Genomic DNA, 15,819 nt, shown 5'->3' with positions numbered 1-15,819 from the left:
CGGACCGGGCCTCACCACGTTCGGGCAAAGAGGCCGGGCCATTCCGCGCCCCGTAACGCCGAGCCGGACCTCCGGGCGTAGGCTCGGGGCCGGGGGCGGTCCCCGGGCACCAAGGGACCCCCGGCAAAGACGGCCACAACGCTTAAGGAACCACCTGATGGAGCTTGGTCTCGTCGGTCTCGGCAAGATGGGCGGCAACATGCGCGAGCGCATCCGCCGCGCAGGCCACACCGTCATCGGATACGACCGCAACCCGGACCTTGCCGATGTCCACAGCCTCCGGGAACTTGTGGACAGCCTGCAGGCCCCCCGCGTGGTGTGGGTGATGGTCCCGGCAGGTGCGGCGACGCAGTCCACCGTCGACGAGCTCGCGGAGCTGCTCTCGCCCGGCGACGTGGTCGTCGACGGCGGCAACTCCCGCTGGACCGACGACGAGAAGCACGCCGCGGAACTCGCCGCCAAGGGCATCGGCTTCGTCGACTGCGGCGTATCCGGCGGGGTGTGGGGCCTGGAGAACGGCTACGCGCTGATGTACGGCGGAACCAAGGACGACGTGGCCCGCGTCCAGCCGGTCTTCGACGCCCTCAAGCCGGAGGGCGAGTTCGGCTCCGTGCACGCGGGCAAGGTCGGCGCCGGCCACTTCGCGAAGATGGTCCACAACGGCATCGAGTACGCCATGATGCAGGCCTACGCCGAGGGCTGGGAGCTGCTGGAGAAGGTGGACTCGGTCACCGACGTCCGCGAGGTCTTCCGCTCCTGGCAGGAGGGCACGGTCATCCGCTCCTGGCTGCTGGACCTCGCCGTGAACGCCCTCGACGACGACGAGCACCTGGAGCAGCTGAAGGGCTTCGCGCAGGACTCGGGCGAGGGCCGCTGGACCGTGGAGGCGGCGATCGACAACGCCGTGCCGCTGCCGGCGATCACCGCATCGCTGTTCGCGCGGTTCGCCTCGCGCCAGGACGACTCCCCGCAGATGAAGATGATCGCCGCGCTGCGCAACCAGTTCGGCGGCCACGCGGTCGAAAAGAACTAGCAGCCGGAGCCGGCGGCCCGAGGGCGGCCGGCACCACGAAGAGCAGCAGCAAGCCGGGGGAGGTCGGCGCCGCATGCACGTCACGCATCTCTCGCTGGCCGACTTCCGCTCGTACGCCCGGGCCGAGGTTCCCCTCGACCCGGGCGTCACCGCTTTCGTGGGCCCCAACGGCCAGGGCAAGACCAACCTCGTCGAGGCGGTCGGCTACCTGGCGACGCTGGGCAGCCACCGGGTCTCCTCGGACGCCCCCCTCGTCCGGATGGGCGCCGAGCGGGCGGTCGTCCGCGCGGCCGTCACCCAGGGCGAGCGCCGCCAGCTCGTCGAGCTGGAACTGAACCCGGGGCGGGCCAACCGGGCCCGGATCAACCGCTCCTCCCAGGTCCGTCCGCGGGACGTCCTGGGCATCGTGCGGACGGTGCTGTTCGCACCGGAGGACCTGGCCCTGGTGAAGGGCGACCCCGGCGAGCGCCGCCGGTTCCTGGACGAGCTGGTCACCGCGCGCTCCCCGCGGATGGCGGGGGTCCGCTCCGACTACGAGCGGGTGCTCAAGCAGCGCAACACCCTGCTGAAGTCCGCCGCGATGGCCCGCCGGCACGGCGGCCGCTCGATGGACATGTCCACCCTCGACGTATGGGACCAGCACCTCGCGCGCGCGGGCGCGGAGCTGCTGGCGCAGCGGCTGGACCTGATCGCGACCCTGCTGCCGCTGGCGGACAAGGCGTACGAACAGCTGGCACCCGGCGGCGGGCCGCTGGGCCTGGCCTACCGGTCCTCGGCGGGCGAGCCGGTGGACAGCGGCGGGGCACGCACCCGCGAGGCGCTGTACGAGGCGCTGCTGGCAGCCCTGTCGCAGGTGCGCAAGCAGGAGATCGAGCGGGGCGTGACCCTGGTCGGGCCGCACCGCGACGACCTGGCGCTGCGGCTGGGGGAACTGCCGGCGAAGGGCTACGCGAGCCACGGGGAGTCCTGGTCGTACGCGCTGGCGCTGCGGCTCGCCTCGTACGAGCTGCTGCGCTCGGAGGGCAGCGAGCCGGTGCTGGTCCTGGACGACGTGTTCGCCGAGCTGGACGCGCGGCGCCGGGAGCGGCTGGCCGAGCTGGTGGCGCCGGGCGAGCAGGTGCTGGTGACGGCGGCGGTGGACGACGACGTCCCGGGGGTGCTGGCAGGAGCACGGTTCGGGGTGTCCGGCGGTGAGGTGACCCGGCTGTGAGCGAACAGGACAAGGAGCCCCGCAAGGCCCCGGAGGCGTCCGGGGTGGACCTCGCCCGGCAGGCCCTGGCGGCGGCGCGGGAGCAGGCGCGGGCCCGGGGCAACGCCGCGGCCGGCCGCAAGCGCCACCAGCCGGGGCTGCGCTCCGGGGCCCGGGCGGACGGCCGTGACCCGATGCCGCTGATGGCGGCCCTGGACCGGCTGCGCACCGAGCGGGGCTGGGAGATGCCGATGGCGGTGGCGGGCGTGATGGAGCGCTGGCCGGAGATCGTCGGCCCGGAGATCGCGGCCCACTGTGAACCGGACCGCTACGAGGACCGTGAACTGGTCGTCCGGTGCGATTCCTCGGCGTGGGCCGCGCAGCTGAAGCTGCTGGCCCCGCAGCTGGTCGCCCGGCTGAACGCGGATCTCGGCCAGGGGACGGTGCGGCTGATCAAGGTGCAGGGACCGGGCGGGAAGCCCAAGCGGTACGGCCCGTGGCGGGCTCCGGGCAGTACCGGACCGGGTGACACGTACGGGTGAGCGGGCGCTCGCGCGGGTGGCGTCCCTCACGGTAGCGGGAGGTTGACAGCCCGAAGCGCTGGGTGCCCGTGTGAGCCTCTTTGAGCCCCGCCCCGGATATGGGGAGTCGGAGAGAGGAGGTTCAGGGCGGCACATGCGTACTCAGGTACCGGCAAACCCCCATTCATGTCAGTGGTACCGGTAGACTGGAAGAGAATCCCGCCGGTTCGCGGGATGACGCAGACAACGCAGATCGACGCGGCCGCTCCCGCCGGCGCACTCGCTGGTCCGGGACACGGGTTGCGCTGTGCCAGAAAGGGCGCTTCGTGGCCGATTCCGGCGACTCCAACGAGAAGAATTACGACGCCAGTGCGATCCAGGTCCTCGAGGGCCTGGACGCTGTTCGCAAGCGGCCGGGCATGTACATCGGCTCGACGGGCGAACGCGGCCTGCACCACCTCGTCTACGAGGTGGTCGACAACTCGGTCGACGAGGCGCTCGCAGGTCACGCCGACACCATCGACGTCACGATCCTCCCCGACGGCGGGGTGCGCGTGATCGACAACGGCCGCGGCATCCCGGTCGGCATCGTGCCGTCCGAGGGGAAGCCGGCCCTGGAGGTCGTCCTGACGGTCCTGCACGCGGGCGGCAAGTTCGGCGGCGGCGGCTACGCCGTCTCCGGCGGTCTGCACGGCGTGGGCGTGTCCGTGGTGAACGCCCTGTCCACGCGGGTCTCGGTCGAGGTCAAGACCGACGGCTACCGCTGGACCCAGGACTACAAGCTCGGCGTCCCGACCGCGGCCCTGGAGCAGCACGAGGCGACGGACGAGCACGGCACGTCCGTGACGTTCTGGGCCGACGGGGACATCTTCGAGACCACCGAGTACTCCTTCGAGACGCTTTCGCGGCGCTTCCAGGAGATGGCCTTCCTCAACAAGGGCCTGACCCTGACGCTGACCGACGAGCGCGAGTCGGCCAAGGCCACGATGGGCGCCGACACCGCCGAGGGCGCGGACGACGAGCAGGCCCGCACGGTGAAGTACCACTACGAGGGCGGCATCGTCGACTTCGTGAAGTACCTCAACTCGCGCAAGGGCGAGCTGATCCACCCGACCGTCATCGACGTCGAGGCCGAGGACAAGGAGCGCATGCTCTCGGTCGAGATCGCGATGCAGTGGAACTCGCAGTACACGGAGGGCGTCTACTCCTTCGCGAACACGATCCACACCCATGAGGGCGGTACGCACGAGGAGGGCTTCCGTGCGGCGCTGACGGGCCTGGTGAACCGTTACGCGCGGGACAAGAAGCTGCTGCGCGAGAAGGACGACAACCTCGCCGGCGAGGACATCCGCGAGGGTCTGACGGCCATCATCTCGGTGAAGCTGGGCGAGCCCCAGTTCGAGGGCCAGACGAAGACCAAGCTGGGCAACACGGAGGCCAAGACCTTCGTGCAGAAGGTCGTCCACGAGCACCTCAACGACTGGTTCGACCGCAACCCGGTCGAGGCGGCGGACATCATCCGCAAGTCGATCCAGGCCGCCACGGCGCGCGTCGCGGCCCGCAAGGCGCGCGACCTGACCCGCCGCAAGGGCCTGCTGGAGTCGGCCTCGCTGCCGGGCAAGCTCAGCGACTGCCAGTCGAACGACCCGACGAAGTGCGAGATCTTCATCGTCGAGGGCGACTCGGCCGGCGGCTCCGCGAAGTCCGGCCGCAACCCGATGTACCAGGCCATCCTGCCGATCCGCGGCAAGATCCTGAACGTCGAGAAGGCCCGTATCGACAAGATCCTCCAGAACACCGAGGTCCAGGCGCTGATCAGCGCCTTCGGCACGGGCGTGCACGAGGACTTCGACATCGAGAAGCTCCGCTATCACAAGATCATCCTGATGGCGGACGCCGACGTCGACGGCCAGCACATCAACACCCTGCTGCTGACCTTCCTGTTCCGCTTCATGCGGCCGCTGGTCGAGGCCGGGCACGTGTACCTGTCGCGCCCGCCGCTGTACAAGATCAAGTGGGGCCGGGACGACTTCGAGTACGCGTACTCCGACCGCGAGCGCGACGCCCTGGTGGAGCTCGGCAAGCAGAACGGCAAGCGGATCAGGGAGGACTCGATCCAGCGCTTCAAGGGTCTGGGCGAGATGAACGCCGAGGAACTGCGCGTCACCACGATGGACGTCGACCACCGCGTGCTCGGCCAGGTCACCCTGGACGACGCCGCGCAGGCCGACGACCTGTTCTCGGTGCTGATGGGTGAGGACGTCGAAGCCCGGCGCTCCTTCATCCAGCGCAACGCCAAGGACGTCCGCTTCCTCGACATCTGAGTCGGCTCAGCTGACCGCCTGAAAGGACCTCTGACCAGCAATGGCCGACGAAACCACCCCCACCGCCGAGAACGCAGAGAACCTCGCGGAGGAGCAGCCCGTCCTGCGCATCGAGCCCGTCGGGCTCGAGACGGAGATGCAGCGCTCCTACCTCGACTACGCGATGTCCGTCATCGTCTCGCGCGCCCTGCCGGACGTACGGGACGGGCTCAAGCCGGTGCACCGGCGCGTGCTCTACGCGATGTACGACGGCGGCTACCGGCCCGAGAAGGGCTTCTACAAGTGCGCCCGCGTCGTCGGCGACGTCATGGGCACCTACCACCCGCACGGCGACTCCTCCATCTACGACGCCCTGGTCCGCCTGGCCCAGCCGTGGTCGATGCGGATGCCGCTGGTGGACAGCAACGGCAACTTCGGCTCCCCGGGCAACGACCCGGCGGCCGCGATGCGCTACACCGAGTGCAAGCTGATGCCGCTGGCCATGGAGATGCTCCGGGACATCGACGAGGAGACCGTCGACTTCACGGACAACTACGACGGCCGCAACCAGGAGCCCACGGTCCTGCCGGCCCGCTTCCCCAACCTGCTGGTCAACGGCAGCGCCGGCATCGCGGTCGGCATGGCCACCAACATCCCGCCGCACAACCTGCGCGAGGTCGCGGCGGGTGCGCAGTGGGCGCTGGAGCACCCCGAGGCCAGCCACGAGGAGCTGCTCGACGCGCTCCTGGAGCGGATCAAGGGGCCGGACTTCCCCTCCGGCGCACTGGTCGTGGGCCGCAAGGGCATCGAGGAGGCGTACCGCACCGGTCGCGGCTCCATCACGATGCGCGCGGTGGTGGAGGTCGAGGAGATCCAGAACCGCCAGTGCCTGGTGGTCACGGAACTCCCGTACCAGACCAACCCCGACAACCTGGCGCAGAAGATCGCGGACCTGGTCAAGGACGGAAAGGTCGGCGGCATCGCCGACGTCCGCGACGAGACCTCCTCGCGGACCGGCCAGCGCCTGGTGATCGTCCTGAAGCGGGACGCCGTCGCCAAGGTCGTGCTGAACAACCTGTACAAGCACACCGACCTGCAGACGAACTTCGGCGCCAACATGCTGGCGCTGGTGGACGGCGTGCCCCGCACGCTGTCGATCGACGCGTTCATCCGCCACTGGGTGACGCACCAGATCGAGGTCATCGTCCGGCGCACGAAGTTCCGGCTGCGCAAGGCGGAGGAGCGCGCGCACATCCTGCGCGGCCTGCTCAAGGCGCTGGACGCGATCGACGAGGTCATCGCGCTGATCCGGCGCAGCAATACGGTCGAGATCGCCCGCGAGGGCCTGATGGGCCTCCTGGAGATCGACGAGATCCAGGCGAACGCCATCCTGGAGATGCAGCTGCGGCGCCTCGCGGCCCTGGAGCGGCAGAAGATCGTCGCCGAGCACGACGAGCTCCAGGCGAAGATCAACGAGTACAACGCGATCCTCGCCTCGGAGTCCCGCCAGCGGTCCATCGTCAGTGAGGAACTGGCGGCGATCGTCGAGAAGTTCGGCGACGACCGGCGCTCCAAGCTGGTGCCCTTCGACGGGGACATGTCCATCGAGGACCTGATCGCCGAAGAGGACATCGTCGTCACGATCACCCACGGCGGGTACGTCAAGCGGACCAAGACCGAGGACTACCGCTCCCAGAAGCGCGGCGGCAAGGGCGTGCGCGGCACGAAGCTGAAGCAGGACGACCTGGTCGACCACTTCTTCGTCTCGACCACGCACCACTGGCTGCTGTTCTTCACGAACAAGGGCCGGGTCTACCGCTCCAAGGCGTACGAGCTCCCGGACGCCGGCCGGGACGCCCGCGGGCAGCACGTGGCCAACCTGCTGGCCTTCCAGCCGGACGAGAAGATCGCCCAGATCCTCGCGATCCGCGACTACGAGGCCGCGCCCTACCTGATCCTGGCCACCAAGGGCGGCCTGGTGAAGAAGACGGCGCTCAAGGACTACGACTCGCCCCGCTCGGGCGGCGTCATCGCCATCAACCTCCGGGAGACGGAGGGGGGCAGCGACGACGAGCTGATCGGCGCGGAGCTGGTGTCCGCCGAGGACGACCTGCTGCTGATCAGCAGGAAGGCGCAGTCGATCCGCTTCACGGCGACCGACGACGCGCTGCGCCCGATGGGACGGGCGACCTCGGGTGTGAAGGGCATGAGCTTCCGCGAAGGCGACGAGCTGCTGTCCATGAGCGTGGTCCGGCCCGGTACCTTCGTCTTCACCGCGACCGACGGCGGCTATGCCAAGCGGACGCCGGTCGACGAGTACCGCGTCCAGGGCCGTGGCGGTCTGGGCATCAAGGCTGCCAAGATCGTGGAAGACCGCGGGTCCCTCGTCGGGGCGCTCGTGGTGGACGAAACGGACGAAATCCTTGCCATCACGCTCAGCGGTGGTGTGATCCGTACGCGCGTCAACGAAGTCAGGGAGACGGGCCGTGACACCATGGGCGTCCAGCTGATCAACCTGGGCAAGCGCGATGCCGTGGTGGGCATCGCTCGTAACGCCGAGGCCGGTCAGGAAGCTGACGAGGTCGACGAGATCGAGACAGATATCGAGGCCGCGGCAGCCGACGGACAGGCCGCCGAGGCCGCCGGGGGCACGCAGCCCCCGGCCGGGGAGCACGAGGAGTAAGTCGTGAGTGGAGCCACGGGCGCCGGACCGTCCAAGACTGGAGCGAACGGTGCCCGTGGCCCCGCCGCGGACTCCCAGGGGGGAACCGTGACGGATACCCGAGGACCGCAGTCCCAGGCCGGTACCGAACAGGACCGGCCCGCACAGCCGTACCAGCCGCCGCAGGCCTATGCGGCGCCCGCGGGGTCCGGGGCGCCGCGGGGCGGCGCGGCGGCCTCAGCCCAGCGCAAGGCCCGTACGGGGGCCCGTACGGCTCCCCGGACGCGCAAGGCGCGGCTGCGGGTGGCCAAGGCCGACCCGTGGTCGGTGATGAAGGTCAGCTTCCTGCTGTCGATCGCGCTGGGCGTCTGCACCGTCGTGGCGGCCGCGGTGCTGTGGATGGTCATGGACGCGATGAGCGTCTTCTCGACCGTCGGCGGCACGATCAGCGAGGCGACCGGGTCGAACGAGAGCAACGGGTTCGACCTCCAGTCGTTCCTGTCGCTGCCGCGCGTCCTCATCTTCACCTCGGTGATCGCGGTGATCGACGTGGTGCTGGCGACGGCGCTGGCGACGCTGGGCGCCTTCATCTACAACCTGTCGGCAGGGTTCGTCGGCGGCGTGGAGCTCACGCTCGCCGAGGACGAGTGACCGGCTGACTGACCTGCGGGGACGCCCGCAGGGAACGGATTTTGGCTGTACCCGCTCCGTGCGCTAATCTTCAGGAGTCAGCGCGCAGCGCGGATGGGGCTATAGCTCAGTTGGTTAGAGCGCATCCCTGATAAGGATGAGGCCACAGGTTCAAATCCTGTTAGCCCCACAGTGTCGAAGACCCCCCGGCCCAGGCCTGGGGGTCTTCGTCGTAGGGCCACTTGACGGCATCCCAGGTCACCGATCGGTATCGGCCGGTGTGTATTGTTGGGCGCCAGAAGTCCCCTACGTCAACGAAAGACGAGGTCGCGCGGTGAAGAAGCTGCTCCTGGTCGCACTGGCCGCCATCGGCGGGCTCCTCGTGTACCGCCAGATCCAGGCGGACCGCGCCGAGCAGGACCTGTGGACGGAGGCAACTGACTCCGTGCCCTCTGGTTCCGGTGTGTGAGACCCACGGCTGATCCCATGAAGCCCCGGCTGCCGCTGCGGTCGGGGCTTTGTGCTGTTCTGTGACAAAAAGTTGCATTATGCAAAGATTTGGCGTGCGCTAGCAAAGTCGGGGTGGGTGTGATGGGTCGGGCGGGAACGGCGGTACGGGCGGCAGCCCTGGTGGGGGCGGCGGCCCTGGTGGGGGCGGCCGGCGCAGCGGGGACGGCGCGCGCCGGGGAGACGGCGCCGCAGCCGCTGCCTGCCTACCGGACCGCGGAGGGCGCGACGGCGGTCCGGGGCACGCCCTCCACCGCGGACGCCCCGCAGATCGACGCCGGGAAGACCTACGAGGACATGCTGGCCCCCGGCGAGCGCCTCTACCGGCTCGTCCTCGGCAAGGACGAGTCGACCGTCTACGTCTCCGCCGTGCTCCGGCCCGAGCCGGGGGCGAAGGTCTCCGGCAGCGACTCCGTCGAGGTGGAGCTCATGACCACCGCCGGGCGCTCCTGCACGGGCAGTTCCGGCCGCGCGAGCTTCGGATACGAGCCCTACCCCGTCAGCGCGGCCGCGGTCCGCCGGTGGAAGGAGGACGACGACTGCGCGCCGGCGGGCGTCTACTACGCCAAGGTCACCCGCACCGCGGCCAAGGACTCCGACCAGCACCCCTGGCCCCTGGAGCTGCGGGTGCAGCGGGAGCCGGGCCGCAGCGCGGGCGGCCCGACCGCCGCCCCCGGCCGACGGCCCCCGGGCGCCCCGTCCCTGCCCGGCACCGAGGCGGCGCCCCGGACCGGCGGCACCGGTTTCAACGACGCCCGGGCCCTGGACGCCGGGGTGTGGCGCGACGAGATGCGGCCCGGCCAGACCCGCTTCTACCGGGTCCCGGTGGACTGGGGGCAGCAGCTCGGGGTCGGCGCCGAACTGGCCGCCGCCAGGATGACCAAGGACTTCGGCTCCGCCTCCGGCGGGCTCACCGTCGCGCTGTACACCCCCTACCGGGGGCTGGTCTCCGACAAGGACACCTCCTACGACGGCAAACAGGCCGGGGTCACCCTGGAGAGGACCGCTCCGGTCGCCTACGAGAACCGCTTCTCCACCGACCGCGCGGTGCAGTCGGCGTCCGTCGCGGGCTGGTACTACCTCGCGGTGACCATGGGCGCGAAGGTCGCCGACTTCACCGAGGACGCGGCGCCGGTGCCGCTGACCCTGCGGCTGGAGCTGGCCGGCGCCCCCGGCAAGGCCCCTGCCTACCAGGAGAGTCCGGCCGCCGGCGGGTTCGGGGTCGGCGCCGTGGACCGGGAGGCCGCGAAGCAGGGGCTGACCGTGCCGGAGGCCGCCGAGGCGGCCGAGGAGCAGTCCCTGATGCGGGCCGTGGCCGTGGCCGGGTTCTCCGCCGGCACCCTGCTGCTGCTCCTCCTGGGCGGCTGGATCCTGCTCGCGCGGCGGGCGGGCCGCCCTACGGCCGGATGAGGGCCCAGGCGCCGACGGCGTAGCACAGCAGGGCCAGGACGAGGATCCCTGCCCTGGCCTTCACCGGGGGCGCGGGGACCGCGCCCCTGCGGGCCGCCGGGCGCACGGCGGCGGCCGGTTCGGGCAGCGGGCCGGGCGGGGACGGCGGCGGCAGGTGGAAACTGCCGGTCTCCGGGGGCCCGAAGGCGCCCGCCGGCGCCGCGGCGGCCGGGTGGGGCGCAGTCGGCGGGCCGCCCGGTGCCGGGTGCCCCGCGGCGGCCGGAGCCGGGGTGGTGGCCGGGCCGCGCGGGTCGGTGCGGGGGCCCGGCGGGACGCCCGGGGGCGCGGCGGGCACCCCCGCGGCCGTCGGGGCCTCGGGGGTCACCGCGGCCGTGCTCCGGGGGCCCTGGGCGTCGAAACCGGCCGGGAGCGGGCCCAGTTGGTCGAACACCTCCACGGGGTCCTCGCCCGGAGCAGCCGGGGGCAGCAGCTCCACGGCTCCGGCGAGGGCCTTGCGGGCGCCCGTGGCGGTACGGAACCGGCTCTCGGGGTCCGGCTGCAGGAGGCCGGCCAGGACCTCCCACAGGGGCGCGGGCACGCCTTCGGGGGCCCCGGGGGTGCCGTGGGCGAGGAACTGCTCGACCAGGGCCTGGGAGTCGGGCCTGCGGCCCTGCAGCAGGTACAGGGCGACCAGGCCGACGGCGAAGAGGTCTGCGGGGAAATCGGGCTCGGCGCCCATGAGTTGTTCGGGGGCGAAGTAACCCGGCGTGCCGACCACGTAGTCGGTCTCGGTCAGCCGGGGCTCGCCCTTGCGCATCGAGATGCCGAAGTCGGACAGCCGCAGGTGCGGCCGCCCGGTTCCGGTGGCCTCCATCAGGATGTTGGCCGGTTTGATGTCGCGGTGGACCACGCCCTCCGCGTGCACGGCCGCCAGCCCCGACAGCAGCTGGTCGAGCAGCCCGCACACGAACAGGGGCGGCAGCGGCCCGTAGTCCCCGATCACGTGGCCGAGGGAACCGCCGCCGACCAGCTCCATCGTGAAGAGGACCTTGTCGTCGTCCGCCGCCCAGCTGGCCGGGGCCAGCACGTGCGGGTGGTCGATGCGCAGGGCCTGCTCGCGCACGAAGCGCAGCAGCGTGTGGGCGTCGCTCTGCAGCAGGACCTTGGCGGCCACGTACCGGCGGCGCCGGTGGTCCCAGGCACGCCACACGGCGCCCGCGCCCCCGCGGCCGATCGGATCGATCAGCTCGTACCGGCCGGCGAAGATCTCACCCATGGCTGTGCCCGTCCCCCGTTGCCCATTGCCCGTGCCCGTTGTGCGCTGACCGCTGTCGGCCGCCCGCTGCCCGCTGCCCGTTGTCGGCCGCCCGTGCGCGTCAGTTCTGGTGGGCCTCGTAGTGGGCGACCGCGTCGGCGGTGCGGCCCGCGCCGTACACCCGGAGGAACTCTGCCAGTTCCGGGTGGCTGGGGGCGAGGGTGTCCGCCGCGTCGATGATGTCGCCGGCGGCGGAGACCGAGCGCAGCAGCGACTGGATCTCACGCACGACGCGCTTGACGGTGGGGGCGCCGGAGCCGGCGGCGCTCTGCCCGCTGGTGCTGAGGACGGAGCCCCCCTGGGTCTTCTTGATCTCGTCCATCCGGTCCGCGGCCTCCCCGGCGCTGACGCTCCCGGCGGCCACCTGGCCGGCGAGGTCCTGGAGGGCCTGGACGCGCTGGACCACGGCAGGATTGCCGATCTTGGCGCGCTGGCCGCTCATCAGCTGGGACAGCATGGGCGCCGACAGTCCGAGGACGGCAGCGAGGCGGGCCTGGTTCAGGCCGAGGTCATCTATGAGCCGGCGGAAGAGCGCTCCGAGGGGCTCCCCGTACCAACTGCGCTGCAGCTCTCTGGCTCTGGCCGTGGCCTCTTGCTGTACTGCGTCCACGCTGACAACTCCCCTTCGCTGGTGCGAACCTCGCGAGCATCTTACGGAGCGTGGTCGCACGGCGGGAGTCCCTATCATTTTGCGGGATGAGGGGGTACACCCGGTACTCTGTTCTGCGGAACGACCCCACCTCGTCCGAGGTAGTGTCGTGCCCTCGTACGGGGCCTTAGCTCAGTTGGTAGAGCGCTGCTTTTGCAAGGCAGATGTCAGGAGTTCGAATCTCCTAGGCTCCACTCTCAATGCCCCCCTGACCTGCGGAAACGCGGATCAGGGGGGTTATTTTCATGGGCGCAGGGCGTGCCGTCCGGCAGGTGCGGGGCCGGAGGTGGCGCCCCGCCGGGCGGGGGCGGGGGGCCGCCGTGCCCACCGCAGGACGAGTACCGGCCCCCGCCGGGCGGGCCCGGATCCCCCGGACGGACCCGCCGCTGGGCCGCCCGCCGCCCGTTGGCGGACAGTGGAGAGGAGGCACCGCGCCAGGGGGACACCACGCCGGAGGCGGACAGACATGGGAATCTTCGACTTCCTCAAGCACGACAAGCACCAGCAGGAGCCCGCCGGGAAGGTCCGGGAGCAGCTCCCGCAGCGGGAGCCCGGAGCGGCCCGGCCCGCCGCGCAGTCCGCCGCCGACGCCGCCGCGGCCACCCGGGCGGCAGCAGAGCGGATGGCTGCGACCGCCCCGCCGAAGCCCGCTCCCCCGCCCCGGCCCGCCCCACCCAAGCCCGCACCGAAGCCCGCGCCCAAGGCCGCGCCCGCGATGCCGACGCCCGGGTCGGCCGCGCACAAGGCGGTGCCCGCCACCCACCGGCCCGCCGGGTCGGCGCCCCGGCCGGCCGCCGCCGGCTCCCCGCCCGGGGCCGCGCACACCCCGACGCCCGGGTCGGCCGCGCACAAGGCGGTGCCCGCCGCCCCGGTCCGGCCGGCGCCCGCGGCGAAGCCGCGCACGTACACGGTCCGGCCCGGTGACTCGCTCGCGGAGATCGCCCGCAGCGAGCTGGGCGCCGAGGCCCGCTGGCGCGAGCTCTACGCCCTGAACCAGGACCTTGTGGGACCCGACCCCGCCCGGCTCCGCCCCGGTCAGGTCCTCACCCTCCCCTGACACCTCCCTCGGCCGGGCCGGTGCCCGGGACGCACGGCGCAGGACACGGCGAAGGGGCCCGGATCCAGTGGATCCGGGCCCCTTCGCCGTGCGCCGTTCCTCGGGGCGGGCCTCAGAGCTGCTTGTCGTCCGCGGCCGAACCCGGCCCCGTGCTCGCCTCGCGCTCCTTGGCGGCCAGCTCGTCGTCGAAGCTCGCCGACGCCTGCTCGGCGTCGCGCGACGACAGCTCGGTGGCCGCCGGGGGCTCGACGAGCCAGTCGGGGTTGGACTGCTGGTCCCACCACTTCCAGGCCGCGTAGGCGCCGCCCGCCACCAGGCCGATGATCACGACGCCCTTGAACAGCCGGCCGTTGCGGGCCCGCCGCTCGTGACGGCGCACCAGCCGCTGGATCTCCTGCGGCGACACCTGGCCGCGCAGCGCCGCGAGGGCCGCCGTCGAACGGGACGCCGCCTCCTCGGCCACCGGCTGGGCCGCCGCGTAGGCGCTCTCCAGCTTCGGCTGGGTGTAGTCGGCTGCCTGTCGCGCCGCCTGGCGCGTCTGGCGCACCGCCTTCGTCGCGGCGCGGTCCACGTTCGGCGGCACGTGCGAGCGCGCCGCCTTCAGCCGGGGGTGCACGTGGCTGTCATAGGTCGTGCGGGCCTGCCGTGCGGCCTCGGTGGCCGCATACGAGACCTTGGGCGCCAGCCGCTCGTTCGCCTCATGCGCGTAGTGCACCGCGGCATCCTTGGCGGACTCTGCGTACGGCGCCACCACTTCCGACGCGTGCCGCACAGTCTCCCTGGCGCTCTCGGCGGCCAGGCGCACGCTGTCCTTGCGGGTCACAGGATTCCTCCTCCTCGGTGGCGGACACAGTTCACCTTTCCACCCTTGGTCGGATCATGCCTGCCCTGCCGCCACCGGGCATGCGTGACAGGGCATACGGGTGGAGGATTTTTCTCTCTGCGGCAGCGCACCGTGCGACTATCTGGACCGACAGTGATGACGAGGGAAGGCAGAAGATCCGTGGCCGAGAAGCTCTACGCCACCCTGAAGACCAGCCACGGGGACATCGAGTTCGAGTTGCTGGCGAACTTCGCTCCCAAGACCGTGCGCAACTTCGTGGAGCTCGCCACGGGCGCCCGCGAGTGGACCCGGCCCACCGACGGCCAGAAGACCACGGACCCGCTCTACGACGGCACCGTCTTCCACCGCGTCATCAGCGGCTTCATGATCCAGGGCGGCGACCCGCTCGGCAACGGCACCGGCGGCCCCGGCTACCAGTTCGCCGACGAGTTCCACCCCGACCTGGCCTTCACCAAGCCCTACCTGGTGGCGATGGCCAACGCGGGGCCGGGCACCAACGGCTCGCAGTTCTTCATCACCGTGGCCCCGACCGCCTGGCTGACGCGCAAGCACAGCATCTTCGGCGAGGTCACCGACAAGGCCAGCCGGGCGGTCGTGGACGCGATCGCGGGCGCCGCCACCAATCCGCGCACCGAGCGTCCGCTGGACGACGTGGTCATCCAGTCCGTGACCATCGAGAAGCGCTGACCCCCGGGAACCTTCCGACCCGCCCGTCCGTCCTCGATACGTACCGACCGGGATGCGCGCCGGACCGGGGGCGTCCGGACCGGCGGGCGCACCGGACGACCCGCCGCCGACCGAGGGGACCGATGGACACCGACCGGCTGCCGGGCTGCTACCGCCACCCGGACCGCGACACGGGCATCAGCTGCACCCGCTGCGAGCGGCCCATCTGCTCCGCGTGCATGATCAGCGCGTCGGTGGGCTTCCAGTGTCCCGAGTGCGTCCGGGAGGGCTCGGGGACCGGGCACCGGCCGGCCGCCAACGCGCCGCGCACCCTCGCGGGCGGGGTGGTGGCCGACGACCCCCAGCTCGTCACCAAGATCCTCATCGGGATCAATGCCGCGGTGTTCTTCCTCGTCCTGCTGGCCCCGGGCCTCGCGATCCACCTGGAGCTGCTCGGCCGCTACCGCGAATTCGGCGGCCCGGTGGAAGGGGTCTCCACCGGCGAGTACCAGCGCCTGCTGACCTCGGTGTTCCTGCACGTCGAGTGGTGGCACATCATCGGCAACATGATCGGCCTGTGGGTGATCGGCGGTCCGCTGGAAGCCGCGCTGGGCCGCTCCCGGTACCTCGCCGTCTACCTGCTGTCGGGCCTGGGCGCCAGTGCCCTCGTCTACCTGCTGACCGCGCCCAACACGCCGACCCTCGGCGCGTCCGGGGCGGTCTTCGGCCTGCTCGGCGCGACCGTCGTGCTGGCCCGCCGGCTGCGGTACGAGATGCGGCCGGTGATCGTCATGGTCGTCCTGATGCTGGTGCTGACCTTCGTACCGCTCGGCGGGTCGCTGACCGTGTCCTGGCAGGCCCACGTGGGGGGCCTGGTGACCGGCGCCCTGGTGGGCCTGGGGATGCTCGGGCCCACGGCCGGGCGGTACCGCACGCTCGTCCAGTGGGCCACCTGTGCGGCGGTGTTCCTGCTGGTGGCCGCGGTGGTAGCGGTCCGAACGGCGGAACTCTCCACGCTGTACTGATCACACCGGCGTCAACTCTCCACAGAGTT

General features: G+C 71.6%; 14 protein-coding genes and 2 tRNA genes. 13 read left to right on the top strand and 3 right to left on the bottom strand.

The window, feature by feature from the left end; all coding sequences use genetic code 11:
• The first annotated feature begins 157 nt into the window (after positions 1 to 157).
• The 9 genes from gnd to ACLJTM_RS12735 all read left to right on the top strand — a co-directional run bounded on the left by gnd (position 158) and on the right by ACLJTM_RS12735 (position 10,255).
• The gene (gene gnd, locus ACLJTM_RS12775; protein WP_411103627.1) at positions 158 to 1,033 is read left to right on the top strand and encodes a phosphogluconate dehydrogenase (NAD(+)-dependent, decarboxylating); all 876 of its coding nucleotides are present in this window, start codon (positions 158 to 160) and stop codon (positions 1,031 to 1,033) included.
• Positions 1,034 to 1,106: 73 nt separating this feature from the next.
• Positions 1,107 to 2,243 carry a DNA replication/repair protein RecF gene (gene recF / locus ACLJTM_RS12770; protein WP_411103626.1) on the top strand — a complete coding sequence of 379 codons (1,137 nt, stop codon included), beginning with the start codon at positions 1,107 to 1,109 and terminating at the stop codon, positions 2,241 to 2,243.
• Positions 2,240 to 2,764 (top strand): DUF721 domain-containing protein, encoded by a 525-nt coding sequence (locus ACLJTM_RS12765; RefSeq protein WP_411103625.1) that lies wholly within the window; start codon positions 2,240 to 2,242, stop codon positions 2,762 to 2,764. The genes recF and ACLJTM_RS12765 overlap by 4 nt, the downstream gene beginning before the upstream one ends.
• Positions 2,765 to 3,048: 284 nt before the next feature.
• The gene (gene gyrB / locus ACLJTM_RS12760; RefSeq protein ID WP_411103797.1) at positions 3,049 to 5,067 is read left to right on the top strand and encodes a DNA topoisomerase (ATP-hydrolyzing) subunit B; all 2,019 of its coding nucleotides are present in this window, start codon (positions 3,049 to 3,051) and stop codon (positions 5,065 to 5,067) included.
• Between the two features lie 40 nt (positions 5,068 to 5,107).
• Positions 5,108 to 7,729 (top strand): DNA gyrase subunit A, encoded by a 2,622-nt coding sequence (gene gyrA / locus ACLJTM_RS12755; RefSeq protein WP_411103624.1) that lies wholly within the window; start codon positions 5,108 to 5,110, stop codon positions 7,727 to 7,729.
• A gap of 3 nt (positions 7,730 to 7,732) precedes the next feature.
• Complete coding sequence (locus tag ACLJTM_RS12750) at positions 7,733 to 8,359, top strand: DUF3566 domain-containing protein (RefSeq protein WP_411103623.1); 627 nt, start codon at positions 7,733 to 7,735, stop codon at positions 8,357 to 8,359.
• Between the two features lie 95 nt (positions 8,360 to 8,454).
• A tRNA-Ile gene (locus ACLJTM_RS12745) sits at positions 8,455 to 8,528 on the top strand.
• A gap of 144 nt (positions 8,529 to 8,672) precedes the next feature.
• Positions 8,673 to 8,807 carry a DLW-39 family protein gene (locus ACLJTM_RS12740; RefSeq protein ID WP_208809277.1) on the top strand — a complete coding sequence of 45 codons (135 nt, stop codon included), beginning with the start codon at positions 8,673 to 8,675 and terminating at the stop codon, positions 8,805 to 8,807.
• Positions 8,808 to 8,929: 122 nt separating this feature from the next.
• Positions 8,930 to 10,255: a hypothetical protein gene (locus ACLJTM_RS12735; RefSeq protein WP_411103622.1), complete on the top strand. Its 1,326-nt coding sequence runs from the start codon at positions 8,930 to 8,932 to the stop codon at positions 10,253 to 10,255.
• Here the strand turns inward: ACLJTM_RS12735 and ACLJTM_RS12730 are convergent.
• A complete protein-coding gene (locus ACLJTM_RS12730; RefSeq protein WP_411103621.1) occupies positions 10,242 to 11,510 on the bottom strand; it encodes a serine/threonine-protein kinase in 1,269 nt (422 codons plus the stop codon). The genes ACLJTM_RS12735 and ACLJTM_RS12730 overlap by 14 nt on opposite strands.
• Before the next feature lie 100 nt (positions 11,511 to 11,610).
• Entirely contained in the window at positions 11,611 to 12,159 is a 549-nt protein-coding gene (locus ACLJTM_RS12725) for a helix-turn-helix domain-containing protein (RefSeq protein ID WP_411103620.1), read from the bottom strand.
• 160 nt (positions 12,160 to 12,319) lie between these two features.
• On the opposite strand from ACLJTM_RS12725, the gene ACLJTM_RS12720 reads away from it, so the two are divergent.
• A tRNA-Ala gene (locus ACLJTM_RS12720) sits at positions 12,320 to 12,392 on the top strand.
• A gap of 272 nt (positions 12,393 to 12,664) precedes the next feature.
• Positions 12,665 to 13,255, top strand: a complete 591-nt coding sequence (locus ACLJTM_RS12715; RefSeq protein WP_411103619.1) for a LysM peptidoglycan-binding domain-containing protein — start codon at positions 12,665 to 12,667, stop codon at positions 13,253 to 13,255.
• A gap of 112 nt (positions 13,256 to 13,367) precedes the next feature.
• Here ACLJTM_RS12715 and ACLJTM_RS12710 read toward each other — a convergent pair whose 3' ends face one another.
• Entirely contained in the window at positions 13,368 to 14,078 is a 711-nt protein-coding gene (locus tag ACLJTM_RS12710) for a DUF5324 family protein (RefSeq protein WP_411103618.1), read from the bottom strand.
• A gap of 180 nt (positions 14,079 to 14,258) precedes the next feature.
• Here ACLJTM_RS12710 and ACLJTM_RS12705 point away from each other — a divergent pair, with 180 nt between their 5' ends.
• Positions 14,259 to 14,786 carry a peptidylprolyl isomerase gene (locus ACLJTM_RS12705; RefSeq protein WP_411103617.1) on the top strand — a complete coding sequence of 176 codons (528 nt, stop codon included), beginning with the start codon at positions 14,259 to 14,261 and terminating at the stop codon, positions 14,784 to 14,786.
• 122 nt (positions 14,787 to 14,908) lie between these two features.
• Positions 14,909 to 15,790, top strand: a complete 882-nt coding sequence (locus tag ACLJTM_RS12700) for a rhomboid family intramembrane serine protease (protein ID WP_411103616.1) — start codon at positions 14,909 to 14,911, stop codon at positions 15,788 to 15,790.
• The last annotated feature ends 29 nt before the right edge of the window (positions 15,791 to 15,819 follow it).

This window comes from Streptomyces sp. cmx-4-9 (assembly GCF_046548835.1).
In the GTDB taxonomy this organism is placed as follows: Bacteria; Actinomycetota; Actinomycetes; order Streptomycetales; family Streptomycetaceae; genus Streptomyces.
Note: the sequence above shows the minus strand (reverse complement) of the source record. Positions and strands in the feature narration are given on the sequence as shown.